Source organism: Jeotgalibaca ciconiae (genome assembly GCF_003955755.1).
In the GTDB taxonomy this organism is placed as follows: domain Bacteria; phylum Bacillota; class Bacilli; order Lactobacillales; family Aerococcaceae; genus Jeotgalibaca; species Jeotgalibaca ciconiae.
The window spans coordinates 1,187,077-1,209,926 of record NZ_CP034465.1 but is presented as its reverse complement, the minus strand read 5'-3'; the positions used below and the strand labels follow the sequence as shown (position 1 = coordinate 1,209,926).

Genomic DNA, 22,850 nt, shown 5'->3' with positions numbered 1-22,850 from the left:
CGTTATACTGGAACATTAGAAGCGCAATAATAAAGAAATATAAAAGATAAGTGAAGGTGAGATTGAGTGAAGGAAAATAATGCAATATTAGAAAAAGATAATCCGACTAAATGGTTGATTCGGATGCTAAAAGGAATAGCAGTAGGGATTGGTGCCATTTTACCAGGTCTTTCTGGGGGAGTATTAGCTGTTATTTTTAACGTCTACGACCCATTGTTGAAGTTTTTAGGTAATATTCGAAAGAACTTCATGGCAAATGTTCGTTACTTTATCCCAATTGGAATAGGGGGCGTTGTGGGAGTCGTCGTTTTTTCCGTATTTGTGGAAAAAGCATTTGGACAATACGCGGCGCAATTTACATGTCTATTTATTGGATTTGTCGCTGGAACATTCCCCTCCCTCTTTAGAACAGCTGGAAAAGAAGGCAGGAACACAGGAGATTGGTCTGTCTTGGTAATATCTGCCATTGCAATCTTCTTGGTAATGTTAATGGGAAGTGCAAGTTTAACTCAAATTGAGCCAAGTTTTCTAGCATGGATTTTCTCAGGAGCTATGGTTGGCTTGGGCATGATTGTTCCAGGTATGAGTCCAAGTAACTTCTTAATCTATTTTGGTTTGTATGACAAAATGGCGGCAGGAATCTCGGCGTTTGATTTCAGCGTAATTATTCCTTTGGCGATTGGTCTCGTCGCATGCGTTTTATTATTTGCAAAATTAGTGAATTGGTTATTTGGACGCTATTACTCAAAAATGTACCATTTTATTTTAGGGATGGTAGTTGGATCATCCGTTGCGATTTTCCCTACAACTGTGTTTCCTTCATTAACTACCGAAGGATTAGCAAATTCAGGTTTAAGTTTTCCTATGGCAATCATTTTCTCCATTGTGATGTTTATATTGGGAACTATCTTTTCTTTCTGGTTCAGTAGAATAGAAGATAAATACTCAAAATAATAATAACGAAGCTGTTTCATAGGGCTTTTTGCGTGTATTGACATCTGCAAAAAGCCCTTTTTGTATGCAGTAGGGCAGAATAAGTTTTTCCATTAAAGCAACAAGTCTCTCGGTAATTTTCTGAAAATTTTAGAATTTATTTTTTAAAAATCTAATACAAGGTAACGTAAAGAGGGTTGCTCTCCAAGTCGTGTTTGCTTTTTTTTCATAAGCAAAGGTGGATTTATCCGGCTTTTTTAATTTATTTAATTATTTAGGAATAAAAGTGTTGACGTTGAATGGAGCCAGTGGTATTATATAAAAGTTGCCAGTGACGAAAAACAAGTCGATAAAAAAACTTTTAAAAAAGTTAAAAAAACTATTGACACTTTAACAGTCAGGTGGTAATATTAAGAAGTTGTCACGAAGAGAGTTACACCTAATACGTGATAGCGGATTTGACCTTTGAAAACTGAACAAAGAATGAACGAACCAAACGTGCAGGGCATCTTTTCGAAGATGCACACAATAAAGCCGGTACTTTGTACCGCAAACATTAAGTCAGCAAAAAAAGAGCTATTCAGCTTATCATGTCGGATTTCTGTACAAGAGTCCACATTTAACATGAGAGTTTGATCCTGGCTCAGGACGAACGCTGGCGGCGTGCCTAATACATGCAAGTCGTACGAACCGAAGGGGAGCTTGCTCCCTGGACGTTAGTGGCGAACGGGTGAGTAACACGTGGGTAACCTGCCCTTAAGCGGGGGATAACATCCGGAAACGGGTGCTAATACCGCATAGTTTCCCTCTTCACATGGAGGGGGAAGGAAAGACGGCCTTTGTGCTGTCGCTTAGGGATGGACCCGCGGCGTATTAGTTAGTTGGTAGGGTAACGGCCTACCAAGGCGATGATACGTAGCCGACCTGAGAGGGTGATCGGCCACATTGGGACTGAGACACGGCCCAAACTCCTACGGGAGGCAGCAGTAGGGAATCTTCCGCAATGGACGAAAGTCTGACGGAGCAACGCCGCGTGAGTGAAGAAGGTTTTCGGATCGTAAAACTCTGTTGTCGGAGAAGAACAAGCAGGAAAGGAACTGTTCCTGCCTTGACGGTACCCGACCAGAAAGCCACGGCTAACTACGTGCCAGCAGCCGCGGTAATACGTAGGTGGCAAGCGTTGTCCGGATTTATTGGGCGTAAAGCGAGCGCAGGCGGTTCCTTAAGTCTGATGTGAAAGCCCACGGCTCAACCGTGGAAGGTCATTGGAAACTGGGGAACTTGAATGCAGAAGAGGAGAGTGGAATTCCATGTGTAGCGGTGAAATGCGTAGATATATGGAGGAACACCAGTGGCGAAGGCGACTCTCTGGTCTGTAATTGACGCTGAGGCTCGAAAGCGTGGGGAGCAAACAGGATTAGATACCCTGGTAGTCCACGCCGTAAACGATGAGTGCTAAGTGTTGGAGGGTTTCCACCCTTCAGTGCTGCAGTTAACGCATTAAGCACTCCGCCTGGGGAGTACGGCCGCAAGGCTGAAACTCAAAGGAATTGACGGGGACCCGCACAAGCGGTGGAGCATGTGGTTTAATTCGAAGCAACGCGAAGAACCTTACCAGGTCTTGACATCCCTTGCCATTCCCAGAGATGGGAGGTTCCCTTCGGGGACAAGGTGACAGGTGGTGCATGGTTGTCGTCAGCTCGTGTCGTGAGATGTTGGGTTAAGTCCCGCAACGAGCGCAACCCTTATTGCTAGTTGCCAGCATTCAGTTGGGCACTCTAGTGAGACTGCCGGTGACAAACCGGAGGAAGGTGGGGATGACGTCAAATCATCATGCCCCTTATGACCTGGGCTACACACGTGCTACAATGGATGGTACAACGAGCAGCGAACCCGCGAGGGCAAGCGAATCTCTGAAAGCCATTCTCAGTTCGGATTGCAGGCTGCAACTCGCCTGCATGAAGCCGGAATCGCTAGTAATCGCGGATCAGCACGCCGCGGTGAATACGTTCCCGGGTCTTGTACACACCGCCCGTCACACCACGAGAGTTTGTAACACCCGAAGTCGGTGGGGTAACCCTTACGGGAGCCAGCCGCCTAAGGTGGGATAGATGATTGGGGTGAAGTCGTAACAAGGTAGCCGTATCGGAAGGTGCGGCTGGATCACCTCCTTTCTAAGGAATTTAACGGAACCTGCCGAAGTTCATCATTCTTGTTCAGTTTTGAGAGGTCAACTCTCAATGAATCTTTGTTCCTTGAAAACTGAATAGCATAACATGAAATACAAAGTAAGAAACCAAAACATTTTACCGCGTTACACGTTGGACGATTTTTTAACGAAAACGTTCGATAGTAAAGGCCAGCAATGGCCGAAGCTTGACCACAGGTTAAGTGAATAAGGGCGCACGGTGGATGCCTTGGCACTAGGAGCCGATGAAGGACGGGACGAACGCCGATATGCTCCGGGGAGCTGTAAGTAAGCATTGATCCGGAGATTTCCGAATGGGGCAACCCAATATCTTTGATAGGATATTACAAACACGTGAATACATAGCGTGTTTGAGGTAGACGCAGGGAACTGAAACATCTCATTACCTGCAGGAAGAGAAAGAAAAATCGATTCCCTGAGTAGCGGCGAGCGAAACGGGAAAAGCCCAAACCAGAGAGCTTGCTCTCTGGGGTTGTAGGACTGGGACGTGAGACTGCAATGGATAGCAGAAGCCGGCTGGAAAGCCGCGCAAGACAGGGTAACAGCCCCGTATGCGAAATCCAACGCAGCTCTACCAGGATCCTGAGTACGGCGGAACACGAGAAATTCCGTCGGAATCCGGGAGGACCATCTCCCAAGGCTAAATACTCCCTAGTGACCGATAGTGAACCAGTACCGTGAGGGAAAGGTGAAAAGCACCCCGGAAGGGGAGTGAAATAGTACCTGAAACCGTGTGCTTACAAGTAGTCAGAGCCCGTTAAGGGGTGATGGCGTACCTTTTGTAGAATGGACCGGCGAGTTACGATCCCATGCGAGGTTAAGCCGAAAAGGCGGAGCCGCAGCGAAAGCGAGTCTGAACAGGGCGAATGAGTATGTGGTCGTAGACCCGAAACCAGGTGACCTACCCATGTCCAGGTTGAAGGTGCGGTAATACGCACTGGAGGACCGAACCCACGTACGTTGAAAAGTGCGGGGATGAGGTGTGGGTAGCGGAGAAATTCCAATCGAACCTGGAGATAGCTGGTTCTCTCCGAAATAGCTTTAGGGCTAGCCTCGGATCAACGAATCGTGGAGGTAGAGCACTGTTTGGACTAGGGGCCCTTCTCGGGTTACCGAATTCAGATAAACTCCGAATGCCATGGATTCAAGTCCGGGAGTCAGACTGCGAGTGATAAGATCCGTAGTCGAAAGGGAAACAACCCAGCCCACCAGCTAAGGTCCCCAAGTATCTGTTAAGTGGAAAAGGATGTGGGGTTGCACAGACAACTAGGATGTTGGCTCAGAAGCAGCCATCATTTAAAGAGTGCGTAATAGCTCACTAGTCGAGTGACCCTGCGCCGAAAATTTACCGGGGCTAAACAGATCACCGAAGCTGTGGATGGAACCCATTGGGGTTCCGTGGTAGGAGAGCGTTCTAAGGGCAGAGAAGCCGGACCGTGAGGACCGGTGGAGCGCTTAGAAGTGAGAATGCCGGTATGAGTAGCGAAAGACGGGTGAGAATCCCGTCCACCGAATGACTAAGGTTTCCTGGGGAAGGCTCGTCCTCCCAGGGTTAGTCGGGACCTAAGCCGAGGCCGACAGGCGTAGGCGATGGACAACAGGTTGATATTCCTGTACCAGTTGTTTTTGTTTGAACGATGGAGGGACGCAGGAGGCTAAGGAAAGCGTGCGATTGGAAGAGCACGCCCAAGCAGTGAGTCCGGGGGAGAGTCAAATGCTTTCCCCCGCACGGATGAGCTGTGACGGGGAGGGAAATTGAGTACCGAAGTTCCCGATGCCACACTGCCAAGAAAAGCTTCTAGTTAGAAACCAACTGCCCGTACCGCAAACCGACACAGGTAGTCGAGGAGAGTATCCTAAGGTGAGCGAGCGAACTCTCGTTAAGGAACTCGGCAAAATGACCCCGTAACTTCGGGAGAAGGGGTGCTGACCGCAAGGTCAGCCGCAGTGAATAGGCCCAAGCGACTGTTTATCAAAAACACAGGTCTCTGCAAAATCGAAAGATGACGTATAGGGGCTGACGCCTGCCCGGTGCTGGAAGGTTAAGAGGAGAGGTTAGCCGCAAGGCGAAGCTTCGAATTGAAGCCCCAGTAAACGGCGGCCGTAACTATAACGGTCCTAAGGTAGCGAAATTCCTTGTCGGGTAAGTTCCGACCCGCACGAAAGGCGTAACGATTTGGGCACTGTCTCAACGAGAGACTCGGTGAAATTATAGTACCAGTGAAGATGCTGGTTACCCGCGACAGGACGGAAAGACCCCATGGAGCTTTACTGCAGGTTGATATTGATTGTTTCTGCCACATGTACAGGATAGGTAGGAGCCGTAGAAGTCGGGACGCTAGTCTCGATGGAGGCGCCATTGGGATACTACCCTTGTGGCAGGAACACTCTAACCCGCTGCCCTTATCGGGCAGGGAGACAGTGTCAGTCGGGCAGTTTGACTGGGGCGGTCGCCTCCTAAAATGTAACGGAGGCGCCCAAAGGTTCCCTCAGAATGGTTGGAAATCATTCGCAGAGTGCAAAGGCAGAAGGGAGCTTGACTGCGAGACAGACAAGTCGAGCAGGGACGAAAGTCGGGCTTAGTGATCCGGTGGTACCGCATGGAAGGGCCATCGCTCAACGGATAAAAGCTACCCTGGGGATAACAGGCTTATCTCCCCCAAGAGTTCACATCGACGGGGAGGTTTGGCACCTCGATGTCGGCTCGTCGCATCCTGGGGCTGTAGTCGGTCCCAAGGGTTGGGCTGTTCGCCCATTAAAGCGGCACGCGAGCTGGGTTCAGAACGTCGTGAGACAGTTCGGTCCCTATCCGTCGCGGGCGTTGGAAATTTGAGAGGAGCTGTCCTTAGTACGAGAGGACCGGGATGGACACACCGCTGGTGTACCAGTTGTTCTGCCAAGAGCATCGCTGGGTAGCTATGTGTGGAAGGGATAAACGCTGAAAGCATCTAAGCGTGAAGCCCCCCTCAAGATGAGATTTCCCATCATTTTAAATGAGTAAGACCCCTGAGAGACGATCAGGTAGATAGGCTGGAAGTGGACGCGCAGCGATGTGTGGAGCGGACCAGTACTAATCGGTCGAGGACTTAACCAAGAAACAGACGGTAAGGCGGAAGAATGGTTTCTTTCCGGTAGATCATGTGGCTATTCAGTTTTGAGGGAACGAAGTTCCTTTGAAAACAAGATATGTGCGGTGGCGATGGCAAGAAGGTCACACCTGTTCCCATCCCGAACACAGAAGTTAAGCTTCTTAGCGCCGATTGTAGTGAAGGGTTTCCCTTTGTGAGAGTAGGACGCTGCCGCGCATTTTTTGTTTTATTTTTATGCTCTTTTATGTTTATTATAATCCCGGAGGTTTAGCTCAGCTGGGAGAGCGTCTGCCTTACAAGCAGGATGTCAGCGGTTCGATCCCGTTAACCTCCATTATCATGTCTATTGTTGTATTAGCAGCTTACGGACATGATGGACGTGAGCAATTGCTCATAGTAAACTTCATATAATGAGTCATTAGCTCAGTTGGTAGAGCATCTGACTTTTAATCAGAGGGTCGCAGGTTCGAGCCCTGCATGACTCATTTTTATTTAGCCGGCTTAGCTCAGTTGGTAGAGCATCTGATTTGTAATCAGAGGGTCGAGGGTTCAACTCCTTTAGCCGGCATTATTAAGGAAGTGAAGGTCGTTTTGTAGACTTCATCTTCCTTTTTTAGCACCCATAGCTCAATTGGATAGAGTATCTGACTTCGAATCAGACGGTTGCAGGTTCGACTCCTGCTGGGTGCATCATGCTTTAAAAGTTGAAGAAATCATTTTATTAAATGCATTTTTACTTATGATTTTGAAATCATATTGTAGAAATGCTTTTTTTTGCAAATTCTATTTAAGGAAGAATAGTTTATCTTTTAGACGGATTAAGCTATAATAGAAAGTCAATACAATATAAAAACCTGTATTTGTCAATCTTTCCATTTGACAGAGACTGCAGAATGCCTTACTATTTAATTGTAATAGTCAAAATTAGTCAGGTGAGAGGAGGCAGTTCTTTTGCAAAACCAAAATATGTCTGATATCATTGAAGATTATATTAAAAAGATATTGAAAACAGAAGAACAGGTAGAAATTCGCCGTAATGAGATGGCTGTACATTTTAATTGTGTTCCTTCCCAAATCAATTATGTAATTAATACTCGGTTTACTGAGCAGCATGGCTATTTGGTAGAGAGTAAGCGCGGCGGTGGTGGTTATATCCGCATTATGAAGGTAAAGTTCCTTGAAGAAGTTGATTTACTTAATGAGATGATTCGAATTATTGGAGATAGCATTAGTGAGCGAGATTCCTATGCAATTGTCCAAAATTTATATAATCAGCAGGTTATCTCAAAACGGGAAGGTAATTTGATTTTGTCAGTAATGGAAAAAGTCTTTTTACATTATTTTGAGATAGACGAAGATAGAGTACGGGCACAGTTATTAAAAAAACTATTAACCAGTTTGCGGTATGAAGCATAATCATTCGCAGATGCTAAGTAAAGGAGGCGTTAAGAATGGATGAACTATTTACAGACAAGGCTAGCAAGGCGTTGATCCTTGCAACAGAAGAAGCACATTATTTCAAACACCAGTCCATTGGAACCGAACATATTCTACTAGGCCTTATTCGAGAAACAGAAGGAATTGCTGGAAAAGTATTGCGTGGTTTTCATATCGATGAAACTCTTATACGTGAAGAAGTTGAACATTTAACCGGATACGGAACAGCACGTCCTTTAGCAAACCAATTTACGCCTATGCCATTTTCGCCTCGCGCTAAAAAAGTAATTATGTATGCAACAAATGAATCACAAAAATTAGCAGTTCCATTAGTTGGAACGGAGCATATTTTGCTAGGGATTTTGAAAGAAGAAATTTTAGCAGTTAAAATATTAAAAAATATTGGTGTGGATTTAAATCTACTTCAAAAAACGTTATATGAAAAACTTGGTTTAAAAGATGCCCCAAAAGGAAATGGGAAAGCTGGCAAAAAGCCACTCAAAAATTCTGAAGGTACGCCTACTCTGGACTCTCTTGCACGTGATTTAACGGATTTAGCTAAAAATGATAAACTAGATCCAATTGTAGGACGAGATCGTGAAGTGAGAAGGATTTTACAAGTTATTTCTCGTAGAACAAAAAATAATCCTGTCTTGGTGGGAGAACCAGGGGTTGGAAAGACAGCTATTGTGGAAGGTCTTGCACAAAAAATTGTGAATGGTGAAGTTCCAGAGCAATTAGCTAATAAGCGTCTCATGATGCTTGATATGGGGTCATTAGTAGCAGGTACGAAATACCGCGGTGAGTTTGAAGAGCGAATGAAGAAAATTATTGATGAAGTTTATCATGATGGCAATGTTATTCTCTTTATTGATGAACTACACACATTGATTGGTGCTGGCGGTGCAGAAGGTGCAATTGATGCATCAAATATTCTAAAACCAGCGTTAGCACGAGGAGAACTTCAAACAATTGGGGCAACTACCTTAGATGAGTATCAAAAATATATTGAAAAAGATGCTGCTTTGGAACGTCGCTTTGCACCTATACACATTGATGAACCTACAGCGGAAGAAACAACAGCAATTTTGAAAGGTCTTCGTAATCGATATGAAGAGCATCACCATGTGGAGATTACTGACGAAGCAATTGAATCTGCAGTGACATTAGCGGTTCGTTACATTACTGCTCGTCGCCTGCCGGATAAAGCAATCGATTTGATTGATGAATCTGCCGCAAAAGTTCGCTTAGATGTTACTCATGGCGATACGCCAGCCGGGAAATTGGAAGACGAATTAGAACGCTTAAGCAAAGATAAAGAGCAAGCGATCTTGAATCAAGACTTTACAAAGGCTGCTCAAATTCGTAAAAAAGAAATATCACGCAAACAACGTCTTGAAAAAGTAAGAGAAGCGAGCTCTATATCAGATGAGGGCGCATATACATTAAGTGTTGACGAAACAGATGTGGCGCAGGTTGTTGCTTTGTGGACGGGAATCCCTGTTTACCAAATGGAACAAAAAGAAAGCGAACGTTTGATGAAACTAGAGAAAGTCCTTCATGAGCGTGTGATTGGACAAGAAGAAGCAGTAAGTGCTGTGGCTCGCGCGATTCGCAGAGCCCGCTCAGGCTTAAAGGACCCTGCTCGCCCAATCGGAAGCTTCTTATTCCTAGGTCCTACCGGTGTAGGTAAGACTGAGCTAGCTAAGACACTTGCAGAGGCAATGTTTGGCTCAGAAGATGCGTTGGTACGGATCGATATGTCTGAATTCATGGAGAAATTTACGACGAGTCGTTTAGTTGGCTCTCCTCCAGGTTATGTTGGTTATGACGAGGGTGGACAGTTAACAGAAAAGATTAGACAAAAACCCTATTCTGTTATTCTTTTAGATGAGATTGAAAAAGCACATCCTGATGTCTTTAATATCTTGTTGCAAGTTTTGGATGATGGTCATTTAACAGATTCTAAAGGAAGAAAAGTAGACTTCCGTAATACTATTTTAATTATGACATCGAATTTAGGAGCGACCGCTTTACGTGATGAAAAGATGGTTGGTTTCAATGTGAAAGATGCAAAACACGATTACACGGCAATGGAAAAAAGAATTCGTGAAGAGCTGAAAAACAGCTTCCGTCCGGAATTCTTGAATCGAGTGGATGAATCGATTGTTTTCCATTCGTTGGCTGAGGAAGAATTACATGAGATTGTTAAGCTAATGGCGAATAATATTGTAAAACGTCTAGAAGAGCTAGATATTCATGTGAAGATCACTCCTACCGCGATTGCTGTTGTAGCGAAAGCTGGTTTTGATCCTGAATATGGAGCACGTCCAATTCGTCGTGCGATTCAAAAAGAGATAGAAGATAAGTTAAGTGAAGAAATGTTAAGTGGCACGATTAATTATGGAGATCATGTAACCATCGGAGCCCGCAATGGAACCATCCGTATTACTGTAAAAGAAAATAAAAAATCAACCACAACCGATAAAAATGAAAACGGCGAATTAGTCGGAAGTAAGTAAGCAAAAAAGGGAAGCCCTCTCGATGAAGGCTTCCCTTTTTTCATAGACTAGGGGATTATAAGTTCAGCCATCAATGTCTAGCTCCCAAGTCCTGACCTAGTGAAAAAAAGATAAATTTGCCCCATTGCGCGCTTCGCTGCTCATTCAGGGTCAAATTTCCTATTTTTTCATAGGTCAAGGCGGACTTGTCCGCTTTTCTTATTCTTCTACTTCTTTTAATAAATCAAGTCGATCGAATTCAATGTCTACGTCATATGGACCAATTTGTTGGTGAATATTTTTTGTAATAGCTGCAAGTAACTCGTCGTCCGTTTGTTTCGTGTCATCAGAAATTACTACATCAAATTGAATGGTTTGATTTTCGTTTGTTTCCATAATCCTAAAATCATGAAACCTTAAATTCAAGAAATAGGTTTTGAGGATTTGCTTAACTTCTTGGTAAATTCTTGTATGTTCTTCATTGTGAACGGCGATGGGATCCATGTGACAAACCAATTCTACATCCAATTCTTCTAAGAATTTTTTCTCAATTTTATCAATGAGGTTGTGGGCTTGGTTCAGACTCCAACTGTCATCAATTTCAATATGAATAGTTGCGAAAGTTTTATTAGGTCCATAGCTGTGAACCAATAAGTCATGATAGCCAACGATGGAATCGAAACGTTCGAGTAAATCTCTCATTGCAATCAGCTCGTCTTCTGAAGGTCGAATACCCAATAAATCATCAATTGACTTTCGAATCATTTGAATACCGCTGTACATAATGAAAACGGCAAGGAAAGCACCAGCAAAACCGTCGATATTCCAATCAGTCATTGATTCAATAATCGATGCAACTAGAACTACAAGAGTAGAATAGACATCATTAAAACTATCTTGTGCAACACCAAGAAGAGTATTCGATTTGATTTCTTTTGCAATCGTTTGATAGAAAAATCCTTGAATAATTTTTGCAGCGATTGATATAACCAAAAGAGCAACGATTAGCGGGCTCATTTGTAGATTGGTAGGATTAAATATACGATTAATGGACGTAATTAAAAACTGTCCTCCAACAAAAATGATCACTAGAGAAATTAATAACCCACTGATATATTCAGAGCGTTCATGGCCATAGGGATGTTCCTTGTCAGCTGGCTTTGCTGCTGCATAAAAACCAAACAACGTAAGAATGGAAGATGCGGTGTCAGATAAGTTATTCATTGCATCGGTAATAATTGAGATACTACCAGAAATGAGACCGGCTAATATTTTAATGACGAATAAGAGCAAGTTAGAAACAAGCCCTACTTTTCCGGACAGTAATCCCATCTGTGTACGATTGTCTGAATGATTATGGAATTTCATGTATTTTTGAAGCCATTTTGAAAGCATAGTTACACCTGCCAATAAAATTGAAGTAATTATCTCATTATGCCATGACAGAGTAATTATTTCTAGAGAAACGAAAAACGATAAAGTAAATCTTTCTTTTCATATCATTTCGGTTATTGTTTTGATGTATGTTAAAATGGATTTATAGAGATAAGAAGGAGCGATCAATATGAAAAATTCAAAAAAAGCGTTATTAGTAGGATTAACCGCTACAGCAGCAGTTGCGGCAGTTGCAGCAATTATTGCCTATGAAGAAGATGCAGTTGATAGAATCGGGTCCTATATTAATCGACAACGTGTGAAGAATTATGTGAAAAACAAGTTTAAAGGGAATAGCAAAGTCCTTAAAGCAGTTGAATCTTTAAGTGATGGAGAGATTGATACTCTGCTAAAAATTCTTGATCGTACAGGCAATTGGAAAGATGCTGCGATGGATGTATTTTCTGATGTGAAAGATAAAGCGGTTGACTACAAGGATTCTGTTGTCGATACAGTTGAAGATACCTTTAAATAATAAAAAAGACCCGATAGATTGGACACTATAAAGTGGCCTCTACCGGGTCTTTTTTTAGTGTATATTCTAATTGTACAACATTCCAAAATCAAAAAAAGGAAAAATTATTTTGAATAGATTTATAAGTTATAAAAGTGGAATAAACAATGATGAAAACGCTTGACAACTTTTTGTATTTGTCATAAACTGAAGTTAGTTAATTATGCAAACAAACAAAAAGGAGAATGAATATGGCTTACTTTCCAAATATCGAAAAAATTAAATATGAAGGTATAGAAACGAATAACCCGTTCGCATTCCGTCATTATAATCCAGAAGAAATTATTTTAGGTAAAACAATGAAGGACCACATGCGCTTTGCAGTTGCATACTGGCATTCATTTGTTAACGAAGGAAATGACCCATTTGGTCAAGGTGTAAATGAACGGACGTGGTTAACAGAAGATCCAATGGAAACAGCAAAAAATCGTGTTGAAGCTGCTTTTGAATTCTTTGAAAAATTAGGTGTTGAGTACTTCTGTTTTCACGATATGGACGTTGCGCCTTTTGGCAATTCTCTAGAAGAATTTTTCAATAACTTAGATATCATTGTAGATTTAATCGAAGAGAAAATGAAAGAAACAGGCATCAAATTACTTTGGAATACAGCTGACCGTCATGCTAACCCAATTTACGTAAACGGAGCTGCATCTTCAAACAATGCGGACGTTTATGCAGTATCTGCCGCACAAGTTAAAAAAGGTATCGACATCAGCAAACGTCTCGGCGGAAAGAACTTTGTATTCTGGGGTGGACGGGAAGGCTACGAAACGCTATTGAATACCGATATGGCTTTCGAAGAAGAAAATATTGCACGTTTATATAAAATGGCAATTGCTTACTCTAACGAAATTGGTCACGAGGAATTAGCGTTCCTATTAGAACCAAAACCAAAAGAGCCAATGAAACATCAATATGATTTTGATGCAGCAACATCAATGGCGTTCTTACAAAAATATGACTTAACTGATCGTTTCAAATTAAACTTAGAAGCTAACCACGCAACATTGGCTGGTCATACATTCGAGCACGAAATGAACGTTGCACGCAACTACAATGCACTCGGTTCATTAGATGCAAACCAAGGAGATATGTTATTAGGATGGGATACAGATGAGTTCCCAACTGATTTATACTCTGTAACATTAGCGATGTATGAATTACTGGAAAATGGTGGTATCGAACCAGGCGGAATCAACTTTGACGCGAAAGTTCGTCGTACCTCATTTGAAATGGAGGATTTATTCCTGGCACATATTGCTGGTATGGATACATTCGCACGTGGATTGAAAGCTGCTGCACGTTTGAAGGAAGATAAATTCTTTGATAATTTGAAAGCAGATCGCTATGCAAGCTACCAAGAAGGCATCGGTAAAGATATCGTCAGCGATAAGACAGATTTGAAATCGTTAACTGAATATGCATTAAACAACAAAGAAGTTAAAAATAAATCTTCACATATTGAATTAGTGAAAGCGAAATTAAACGACTACATTTACTAGGAGGCGAACCTTATGCGTTACGTACTTGGGTTAGATTTAGGGACGAGTTCATTAAAAGGTCTCTTAGTGAATCAAGAGGGGGAAGTGGTTTATACCACTTCTTCTGACTATCCACTGATACACTTCCAGTCGGGGTATAGCGAGCAGGATCCACAAGAGTGGTACCGTGCAGCTGTTGAAGTGATGGCGTCTATTGTTGAAAAAGTTCCGGATGCAAAAGAAGGACTTGAAGCAATTAGCTTTTCAGGACAAATGCACAGTTTAGTTCTTTTGGATGAAAACGATGCTGTCTTACGAAATGCGATTCTTTGGAATGATGTGCGGACAACTGCACAATGTAATCAAATCAAGGATGTTTTGGGCGAAGAACTTATTTCTATCACTCAAAACAAAGCACTTGAAGGATTCACACTACCAAAAATTCTTTGGGTAAAAGAGTATGAACCAACAATTTTTGAAAAAGCCCGTCAATTTTTATTACCGAAAGATTACTTAGGATTTCGTTTGACAGGTTCTAAGCAGATTGAATATTCAGATGCTGCTGGAACATTATTATTGGACTTAAAAGGTAAAAAGTGGAGTGAAAAAATTCTGGCAACTTTTGACTTGCCAGAATCTATTTGCCCGCCCCTTGTCGAGTCCGGTGATAAAATTGGAACGCTATCAGAAGAGTTATCTACACAAATTGGCTTTACTCAAACAATCAATGTCTACGCGGGTGGGGCGGATAACGCTTCTGCAGCATTAGGTGCTGGTATCATTTCGCCTGACATTGGCATGGCAAGTATTGGTACTTCAGGTGTGTTCTTGGCATACGAAGAAGCCGGTAAAGAGTACCAAGGGGACTTGCACTATTTTTATCATGTTCTGAAAGATTCATTCTATTCAATGGGTGTAACGTTGGCAGCTGGACACAGTTTGTCGTGGTTTAAGAACACCTTTGCTCCGAATGAAGATTTTAACGCCTTGTTGAAAGATATTGGCACAATTCCAGCGGGATCAGAAGGCTTGTTATTCATGCCGTATATTTCTGGCGAACGCACACCGTACACGGACAGTAAAATCCGTGGTAGTTTCTTGGGAATGGATCAAGGGCATACACGTGACCATTTTGCACGTGCTGTATTGGAAGGTATTACGTTCTCCTTGAAAGATTCGCAAAAACTAATGGAAGAGCGTGCTGGCAAGAGCTTCAGAAAAATCGTTTCTGTTGGCGGCGGAGCGAAAAATACGGATTGGTTACAAATGCAAGCGGATATTTTTGATGCGACCATTGTGACTTTGACAACAGAACAAGGACCAGGAATGGGAGCAGTTATGCTTGCAGCAATGGGTCAACGTTGGTTTGACAGCGTTGAAGAACTTGTATCAATATTTGTTAAAGAAGCAAAAACATTTGAACCAGTAAAAGAGCAAGTTGACCAATACGAGCGTATCTATGCAATTTATCGTAAAGGGTATGATGCAACGAAAGACATCAGTCACGCTTTGCAAAGAATAGAATAGCCATTAAAAGTAAGAGAGAGAGTAAGAATGTATCCTTACGCTCTCTCTTTTTAAAATGAAAAGTATGCAAATAGGCATTATGATCACAACCTATCTGTTTATTAAAGATGACAGAAATAAATCGTGGTGAAGAGCTTTAACACGATAAAAATGTTGATTTAAAAGGAGAGATTGAAGAGTGAAACAATACCGTAACTTATTCGCTGAATGCGGCTATAGTCAAGAAGAAATCGATCAAAAGTTACAAGATACATGGAACAAATTATTCATGGACGACAACGCAGCAGAGAAAATCTACTACACAGATGACATGGGTGGTTACTTACTGGATACAGGTAACGATGACGCACGAAGCGAAGGAATGTCTTACGGCATGATGATGGCTGTTCAAATGGGCGATAAAAAAGTATTCGACAACATTTGGGCATGGTCACATAAAAACATGTATCACCAAGAAGGCTTTAACAAAGGCTACTTTGCATGGCATTGCCACACGGATGGCACAAAGATTGATGATGGTCCAGCTCCGGATGGCGAGGAATTTTTTGCTATGGCTTTGTTTTTTGCTGCAAATCGTTGGGGTAACGGCGAGGGAATTTACAACTACGCAGAGATGGCACGTACCATTCTTTCAGACTGCCTGCACAAAGGTTACGAGCGTGAAGGGCATGCGATGTGGGACCGCGAAAATTACTTGATTCGTTTTGTACCAGGCGTTGATTTTACAGACCCTTCTTACCATTTACCGCACTTCTATGAATTATTTGCAGAATGGTCAAATGAAGAAGACCGTGAATTCTGGGCTGAAGCAGCCAAACACAGCCGTGCTTACTTGGTTACAGCTGCACATCCAGAAACAGGCTTGACGCCAGAGTACTCATTTGATGATGGCACACCAAATCATATCCGTGGTTTTGGAGATTTCTACAGTGACTCATATCGTACTGCGGCTAATATCGGAATGGACTATGAATGGTGTAGACGTGAAGAGACACCTGTTCAAATTGTTGAAAACATTCAAAAATTCTTCGAAGGTGTCAATCCAGAAGACTACACACGTTACAAAATCGATGGAACGAAATTTGATGAAAGAGCGCGTCACCCACTGGGGCTATTAGCAACAAACGCAGCTGCATCACTTGCATTTGATGATGGCACAAAAGGTAAATGGTTCATCGATTTACTATGGAACACACCCATGCGTACGGACCGCAACCGTTACTACGATAACTGCCTATACTTCTTTGCTATTTTGGCATTGAGCGGTAACTACCGTATATGGAAATAAAACTGACAAATATTAGTGATAATAGGAGCTGACGTTTTGAATAAATTTAAAAATCCAATCATTGAGGGATTCTCACCAGACCCATCAGTATGTGCAGTAGGGGAAGATTTTTATTTAGTAACTTCCAGTTTTGGATATTTCCCAGGAGTGCCAATCTACCACAGTAAAGACATGGTTAACTGGCAACAAATCGGAAACGTGTTAGACCGTGAAAGCCAATTAAACTTAGATGATGCGGGTAGTTCGCGCGGGATTTTCGCACCGACGATCCGTTATCATGATGGGATATTTTACATGATTACAACAAACGTTACTTACGGAGGAAACTTCGTCGTAACAGCAACAGATCCAGCAGGTCCATGGTCTGAACCCTATTACTTGGAAGGCGCAATTGGAATCGACCCAAGTCTATTCTTTGACGAAGATGGTCGCTGCTACTATTGTGGAACACGACCAAACCCAACCGGCGTTACGCACAACGGAGACTGGGAAGTTTGGTTACAAGAGTTAGACTTGAATACTATGCAACTGACAGGCGTGAGTACGAAGATCTGGAAAGGTGCAATGCGTAATGTGATCTGGCCGGAAGCACCACATATTTATCGCAAAGATGATTATTATTATGTCATGATTGCTGAAGGTGGAACAGGTCCAAATCACAGTGTAACTATTGCACGTAGTGAGAAAATTGACGGACCGTACATCGGTTTTGCAAACAATCCAATTTTGACGCACCGTCACTTAGGGTCAGCTTTCCCAGTTCAAAACGTTGGACATGGTGACTTGGTTGAAACGCCAGATGGTCAATGGTTCATGGTTCTTCTTGCAAGCCGTAAGTTTGAAGGAAGTAGTAACTTGGGACGTGAAACGTTCTTGGCAGAAGTAATTTGGGAAGATGGCTGGCCAGTTGTTAATCCAGGAATCGGTCGCTTGCTGGAAGAACAGGAAATCAAACTACCATTGGTTCCGGTTGAAGAAAAAACAGACTATCATTTGAATGACATTCACCGCGAATTCCTATTTATCCGTAATCCAGATATGTCACACTACGATACAGATGCACGTGAAGGTTGGATTCGTATGACACCAACTGCTGGAAGATTTAAAGATGAAAAAGGTTCGCCAACTTATATCGGTTTGCGTCAGCCATCGCTATGGTTTGAATATACAGCTGCATTGGATATTCAATTGACTGATGGCGGAGAAGCTGGTATTGCTGTTATCCAAGGCGAGAACCACACATTGAAATTGGCAGTTCATGCTAAAGACTCAGAGAAAGTTGTTCAAGTTATTACAACTATTGACGGTGAAGAGAAAGTTCATGGCGAAACAACAGTGACTGCATCTGAACTGGAATTGAAGTTTATTGGAGAAGGACAAAAAGTAAAAGGTGTCGTTTTAGCTGACGGCAAAGAAGTTGTTGTCGCTGAAAACGTTGCAACGCATTACTTAAGTACTGAATTGGCAGGCGGATTTGTAGGCTGTACAGTGGGTATTTACACAAGCTCTGATGTAGAAGCACCAGGTTATGTGGATGCAAATTGGATTAAATTAGAAAAAACAAACCAATAAGATGAGTAAAAGCCAGGCATACCGATGGGTATGGCCTGGCTTATTTGAGTTACAGAACAGCTGAATTCACGGTTTACATGGATTCTTTTGATAAATATAAATGAGGAATATTAAAAAAGTTTTGTAAGTTTAGCACAGCTGCACCAAGCAGTGAGGCTGTTGCACCCATATCTGAAGTGAGGATAGGAATATCCTTTGAAAATTTACTGCTAATATGATTACTAATTAAATTAAGGAAAAAAGGCAGTTTTCGAGTTAAAGGACTGTTGATGTAGACAACGCTTGGAGCGAAGCAAGAGATGATATTGCGTACCCCAATACTGATTTCATGTGCTGTTCCCTCAACCAATTCAATGACATCCTGGTTAGCAGCGCTGTAATCATTGGCTAAATCATAAAGGGTCACGTCTTCGTTAGCTTTTAAACATCTATATTGCTTGAGAATGGATTTTTCCGAACAATACTGTTCTAAACAGCCCTTATTCCCACAGGGACATGCGATGCCATTGGGATACAAAATCATGTGCCCAACTTCGCCACTGTGGCCGTTCCTGCCGTGATATAATTCGCCATTAATGATGATACCAGCACCTATCCCGCTATGGATACTAATGCTAACTAAATTGGGTTCGTTTGTTGAAAATGATGTTTCTGCAAGAGCAGTTAAATTCGCCTCGTTCTCAATATAGACAGGAATACCTAATTCACTTTGGAGTTGTTTAGCCAAATCGAGTTGATCCAAATCATAATAAGGCGTGAAAACAATGCTGCTTTGATCAACGATTCCGTGAACAGCAAGAGCAACACCGATAAGACGGAATCTACAAGCAGAATAGTAAAACTCATAAGATAGGACAATTTCTTTAATTTTATTGATTACATTTTTTTTACGAATGTAGAAGTTTCTTTCTTTGAATTGTGCTACAACTTCACCATTTAAATTTGTGAGCATGGATGAAATGTAATCATATCCCAAGTCAATGCTTAATGAAAAACCAGCATCTTTATTTAAAGAAAGCTGGATAGGACGACGGCCGCCTACTGATGTGCTATCGCCAGTGCCTGTTTCAATAACTAAAGATTCATCAATTAAGTCTTTAACAATAGCGGAAGTGGATGCTTTGTTTAGGCCTGTTAATTGAGAAATGCTAGCTCGTGAAATAAGCGTATTATGAATAATAGTTGATAAGACTAATGTTTCATTTTGTTCTCGTATTTTGTAACGGTCTGTTATCACAATCATTTCTCCTCACGATTTGTAGCTTATATAGTCGAATAATAAGTGGACTCAATTAATTAGTTTTCTATGCAAACTAACGCTCTTGATGTAACAGTACCACAATTCGATAATTTTGAAAAGAAAAATTGTAAAAGTCGAAGGCTAGATACCTATATAGAAGAGAAAAACTCGCTAACAAGCTGTGGCTATTTTAAAGGAAAAATTCGGTTAGGGATAAGACTTTAAACCACCCTTAAATCCCACAGTATCAAAAATAAGATCACTAGCGTCCGATTTTTCATGTCACTCATCCTTTTTTTGATAGAAGTTGTACAGATGCGAATAGCATATATAGCCGATCACAGTATGGAAAATATTAGCACAAAAGAACTTGCAGCCTGTCCACAGTACGATTACGTCTATCGATCTAAGCTTTTCCAACAAAGCACGAGTTACTGATTTACAGAATACTTAATCAATATCGTATTTGTCAATCTCGTTAAGTGTATAAGGTAAAAATGTCGAGAAGGCCAGAATAGTAGGCTTGAAAAATCCCACAGTAAAGGTTTTTATCACAATTAGTCAAAGAAAAAAGATGAAATATAAAAATATCATTGACAGAGTGGACATTATAGATTAAACTTTAGCTAAGTTAGTTTAACGTATTAACAAACCTCGATGCTGTTCTGTAAACGGCAAAAAAACTAACTGGAGGAATGTAAACGCTCCCTTAAAATCTGATGAAAGTTTTTTTAGGAAGGAGATTGTAGAGTAGTAAATAGAGTGAAAGTCGTTACAAAGGGAAAACCAAGACAGTTGTATTTTTATTATTGTTATGAATTGATGGTTAGTGCTTTTCAAAAAAACAATATGGAGGAAGTCAAATGAATAAAATTGTTAAATGGTCTTTAGCAGCCCTTTCCTGCGCTACGCTGTTAGCAGGATGCGGCAATGGAAATGATGCAAGCAGCGATGGCGTAACAAAAGAGAACAATCAAGCGACTGATGCTGATGGAATTAGAGTTTATAGTGCCTTTATAGGTGTTGCAGGTAAAGAATTGCCTGAAGATAACCGTCTTAACAAAGCATTAGCGGAAGTTGTTGGAGCAAGAGCAGAAGTAACCTGGTTAACTGGTCAAACGGCTAAAGAACGAATCGGCGTTATGATTGCTGGGGGCGAGTATCCAGATTTAGTGGATGCTTCTGATGGCTACTCACAAATGGTCGATGCAGGCGGCTTCGTTCCGTTAGAAGATTATATTGATGACTATCCAAACTTAAAAGCGTTGTATACAGATCTTGAATGGGAAAAAATAAAAGCAGCCAACGATGGCCACATTTATACTATTCCACAGTTTAGTTCCGTAAGAGGGGAAAACATGGAAACCACTTATGGACAAGAAGCTTTCTGGATTCAAAAGAGAGTTCTACAATGGGCAGATTACCCAGAAATTACAACAGTCGATGAGTACTTTGACTTAATCAACGCATACTTGGCAGAACATCCAGAAACAGATGGGCAACCAACAATTGGATTTGAAATCCTATCTGATGACTGGCGTTACTTTGCTTTAGAAAACCCACCTGCATTCCTTGCTGGTTACCCTAACGATGGAGCAGCAATTGTAGATCCAGATACGTTGGAAGCAAAGGTATATGATAGGATCCCAGAAGCAAAAGAATACTTCAAGAAATTGAGCGAACAATTTGCAAAAGGCGTTATCGATCCAGAGACATTTACTGCGAAATATGACCAATATATTGCGAAAATCTCTTCCGGACGCGTATTAGGTATGATTGACCAAAACTGGCAATTTGAGCAAGCATCAAACTCTCTAAGATCACAAGGTAAAGATGAGCTGACTTACATCCCATTTGGTCTTGTTCTTGATCCGTCAGTTAAACCACAATACAAAGAAGCACCATCATTGAATACAAACGGTGGGATAGGTATTACAATCAGTAACGATGATATTGAAGGAACACTTGAGTTCTTAGACGGCATCGTAAGTGAAGAAGCAATGATTATTCGTAGCTGGGGTGAAGAAGGCATCGACTATGAAGTCGACGAAGAAGGTAAATTCTACCGTACAGAAGAGCAACGTGCTAACTGGCGTAATACTGATTGGGTAGATACAAATGGGCTAGACTATGGGTACTTACCTGCATACAAAGGTATGCTGCCAGATGGTATTAACGCTGTATTACCACACGAGCAACCTGAAGAATTCCGATCTGCCCTAGTTGATATCGACGTTGAAATACTTGAAGCATACGGTCACGAGAAATGGGCAGACTTCATGGCAGTTCAAGATCCTGTAACACCTTGGTTCCCAATCTATACTGAGCGTGGTTCATGGTCAAACAACGATCCAGCCGGAGTTGCTAACCAAAAGATGACTGAAGTTAAGATGAAATGGTTGCCTCAAGTTGTTATGGGTGGACCTGACAAGTTTGAAGAAAACTGGGAAGCTTACATGGCAGACTACGAAGCAAACGTTGACTACAAAGTATATGAAGATACATTAACTGAAGAAGTTAAACGTCGTGTTGAAGTTGAAAAAGAAATCCTAAAAGAATTAGGAGAATAATAATAAATAAGACAGATAAATGTTGTGAAGAGACATCAGTCTCTCCACAACATTTATCTAAGCTTTAACTATGGTAAAGGAAGGTGGAGGAATTGTATATGGATGCAGCAAAAGATGTCGTGGTGAAAAAGAAAAAGAAGACTCTGAGGAAACGATTATGGCAACAAAAAGAATTAATATTGCTTGCTCTACCCTTTGTAATCTATATTCTTATCTTTAATTATGCCCCATTAATGGGGTGGTTAATGGCGTTTCAAAGGTACCGCCCAGGATTGGGCATGTTCGAACAAGAGTGGGTGGGGCTAGAGAACTTTAAAATGCTCTTTTCGGATGCTTCTTTTCTACAAGTTATTCGGAATACTTTTTCTATGAGTATTATTAATTTATCCCTTAGTTTCTTCTTCTCAATCACATTTGCTATCATGCTAAATGAACTAAAAAATAAATCAATTAAAAAGGTCATCCAAACAGTTTCCTACTTGCCGCACTTTTTATCTTGGATAATTGTAACCGGTATCGTTTTAGACGTATTGTCTACAGAAACTGGTGTTATTAATCAATTGTTGGTAGCATTGAACATCATTGATCAACCGATAAATTTCCTTGCAGATCCTAAATATTTCTGGTGGATTGTTGGATTTTCCAATGTTTGGAAGAGTACAGGTTGGGGAAGTATCATTTATCTCTCTGCAATGTCTTCTATAAATGAGGAACTTTATGAAGCAGCTGAAATGGATGGAGCAAGTCGTTTAAGAAAGATTTGGCATATTACACTACCAGGTATCAAACCAACTATTTTTATTCTGCTACTAATCAATATCGGGAACATCTTGAATGCTGGATTTGAAGTACAGTACCTCTTAGGTAATGGCCTTGTTCAAGAAGTTTCACAGACGATTGATATTTATGTTTTAAGATATGGAATTAGCTTGGGGAACTACTCGTTAGCTACAGCAGCTGGTATCTTTAATAGTGTCATTTCCGTAGTCTTAATAACTATTGCTAACAAGCTTTCAAAATCAGCTGGCGAAGAAAGTCTGTTTTAGGAGGGATTG

Annotated in this window: 12 protein-coding genes, 4 tRNA genes and 3 rRNA genes; 17 read left to right on the top strand and 2 right to left on the bottom strand. The window is 41.5% G+C overall.

The window, feature by feature from the left end; all coding sequences use genetic code 11:
- Positions 1 to 66: 66 nt before the first annotated feature.
- The 10 genes from EJN90_RS05575 to EJN90_RS05530 all read left to right on the top strand — a co-directional run bounded on the left by EJN90_RS05575 (position 67) and on the right by EJN90_RS05530 (position 10,190).
- Positions 67 to 954 carry a DUF368 domain-containing protein gene (locus tag EJN90_RS05575; protein WP_227872592.1) on the top strand — a complete coding sequence of 296 codons (888 nt, stop codon included), beginning with the start codon at positions 67 to 69 and terminating at the stop codon, positions 952 to 954.
- Positions 955 to 1,553: 599 nt separating this feature from the next.
- Positions 1,554 to 3,107: ribosomal RNA gene (locus tag EJN90_RS05570) — 16S ribosomal RNA — on the top strand.
- Positions 3,108 to 3,318: 211 nt separating this feature from the next.
- A 23S ribosomal RNA gene (locus EJN90_RS05565) occupies positions 3,319 to 6,236 on the top strand.
- Between the two features lie 95 nt (positions 6,237 to 6,331).
- Positions 6,332 to 6,447, top strand: a 5S ribosomal RNA gene (gene rrf, locus EJN90_RS05560).
- The 16S, 23S and 5S rRNA genes sit together here with 4 tRNA genes alongside, the layout of an rRNA operon.
- Positions 6,448 to 6,492: 45 nt before the next feature.
- Positions 6,493 to 6,565, top strand: a tRNA-Val gene (locus tag EJN90_RS05555).
- Between the two features lie 78 nt (positions 6,566 to 6,643).
- Positions 6,644 to 6,716, top strand: a tRNA-Lys gene (locus tag EJN90_RS05550).
- 10 nt (positions 6,717 to 6,726) lie between these two features.
- Positions 6,727 to 6,799, top strand: a tRNA-Thr gene (locus EJN90_RS05545).
- A 48-nt stretch (positions 6,800 to 6,847) separates the two neighbouring features.
- Positions 6,848 to 6,921: transfer RNA gene (locus EJN90_RS05540), tRNA-Arg, on the top strand.
- Between the two features lie 261 nt (positions 6,922 to 7,182).
- Positions 7,183 to 7,647 (top strand): CtsR family transcriptional regulator, encoded by a 465-nt coding sequence (locus EJN90_RS05535; protein ID WP_126109336.1) that lies wholly within the window; start codon positions 7,183 to 7,185, stop codon positions 7,645 to 7,647.
- A gap of 35 nt (positions 7,648 to 7,682) precedes the next feature.
- A complete protein-coding gene (locus EJN90_RS05530) occupies positions 7,683 to 10,190 on the top strand; it encodes an ATP-dependent Clp protease ATP-binding subunit (RefSeq protein WP_126109334.1) in 2,508 nt (835 codons plus the stop codon).
- A gap of 198 nt (positions 10,191 to 10,388) precedes the next feature.
- Here the strand turns inward: EJN90_RS05530 and EJN90_RS05525 are convergent, their stop codons facing one another.
- A complete protein-coding gene (locus EJN90_RS05525; protein ID WP_126109332.1) occupies positions 10,389 to 11,564 on the bottom strand; it encodes a cation diffusion facilitator family transporter in 1,176 nt (391 codons plus the stop codon).
- A 169-nt stretch (positions 11,565 to 11,733) separates the two neighbouring features.
- Here EJN90_RS05525 and EJN90_RS05520 point away from each other — a divergent pair, with 169 nt between their 5' ends.
- The 5 genes from EJN90_RS05520 (at position 11,734) to EJN90_RS05500 (ending at position 17,985) form a co-directional block, all read left to right on the top strand.
- Entirely contained in the window at positions 11,734 to 12,078 is a 345-nt protein-coding gene (locus EJN90_RS05520; protein ID WP_126109330.1) for a hypothetical protein, read from the top strand.
- A 230-nt stretch (positions 12,079 to 12,308) separates the two neighbouring features.
- On the top strand, positions 12,309 to 13,619 hold the full coding sequence (gene xylA / locus EJN90_RS05515) for a xylose isomerase (RefSeq protein WP_126109328.1): 1,311 nt from the start codon (positions 12,309 to 12,311) through the stop codon (positions 13,617 to 13,619).
- Positions 13,620 to 13,631: 12 nt separating this feature from the next.
- A complete protein-coding gene (gene xylB / locus EJN90_RS05510; protein WP_126109326.1) occupies positions 13,632 to 15,125 on the top strand; it encodes a xylulokinase in 1,494 nt (497 codons plus the stop codon).
- A gap of 178 nt (positions 15,126 to 15,303) precedes the next feature.
- Positions 15,304 to 16,413: a glycosyl hydrolase family 8 gene (locus EJN90_RS05505; protein ID WP_227872591.1), complete on the top strand. Its 1,110-nt coding sequence runs from the start codon at positions 15,304 to 15,306 to the stop codon at positions 16,411 to 16,413.
- 36 nt (positions 16,414 to 16,449) lie between these two features.
- Positions 16,450 to 17,985 carry a glycoside hydrolase family 43 protein gene (locus tag EJN90_RS05500; protein ID WP_126109324.1) on the top strand — a complete coding sequence of 512 codons (1,536 nt, stop codon included), beginning with the start codon at positions 16,450 to 16,452 and terminating at the stop codon, positions 17,983 to 17,985.
- A 73-nt stretch (positions 17,986 to 18,058) separates the two neighbouring features.
- Here the strand turns inward: EJN90_RS05500 and EJN90_RS05495 are convergent, their stop codons facing one another.
- On the bottom strand, positions 18,059 to 19,222 hold the full coding sequence (locus EJN90_RS05495) for an ROK family protein (protein WP_126109322.1): 1,164 nt from the start codon (positions 19,220 to 19,222) through the stop codon (positions 18,059 to 18,061).
- An 866-nt stretch (positions 19,223 to 20,088) separates the two neighbouring features.
- Here EJN90_RS05495 and EJN90_RS05490 point away from each other — a divergent pair.
- Both EJN90_RS05490 and EJN90_RS05485 read left to right on the top strand, forming a co-directional pair.
- The gene (locus tag EJN90_RS05490) at positions 20,089 to 21,795 is read left to right on the top strand and encodes a type 2 periplasmic-binding domain-containing protein (protein ID WP_126109319.1); all 1,707 of its coding nucleotides are present in this window, start codon (positions 20,089 to 20,091) and stop codon (positions 21,793 to 21,795) included.
- Positions 21,796 to 21,893: 98 nt separating this feature from the next.
- Positions 21,894 to 22,841 (top strand): ABC transporter permease, encoded by a 948-nt coding sequence (locus tag EJN90_RS05485; protein ID WP_126109317.1) that lies wholly within the window; start codon positions 21,894 to 21,896, stop codon positions 22,839 to 22,841.
- Positions 22,842 to 22,850: the final 9 nt, after the last annotated feature.

Bases quoted from the DNA above. Each gene is read 5' to 3' on its own strand.
- EJN90_RS05530 (WP_126109334.1), top strand. From the start codon at position 7,683: ATGGATGAACTATTTACAGACAAGGCTAGCAAGGCGTTGATCCTTGCA.
- EJN90_RS05525 (WP_126109332.1), bottom strand. From the start codon at position 11,564: ATGCTTTCAAAATGGCTTCAAAAATACATGAAATTCCATAATCATTCA.
- EJN90_RS05520 (WP_126109330.1), top strand. From the start codon at position 11,734: ATGAAAAATTCAAAAAAAGCGTTATTAGTAGGATTAACCGCTACAGCA.
- xylA (WP_126109328.1), top strand. From the start codon at position 12,309: ATGGCTTACTTTCCAAATATCGAAAAAATTAAATATGAAGGTATAGAA.
- xylB (WP_126109326.1), top strand. From the start codon at position 13,632: ATGCGTTACGTACTTGGGTTAGATTTAGGGACGAGTTCATTAAAAGGT.
- EJN90_RS05490 (WP_126109319.1), top strand. From the start codon at position 20,089: ATGAATAAAATTGTTAAATGGTCTTTAGCAGCCCTTTCCTGCGCTACG.
- EJN90_RS05485 (WP_126109317.1), top strand. From the start codon at position 21,894: ATGGATGCAGCAAAAGATGTCGTGGTGAAAAAGAAAAAGAAGACTCTG.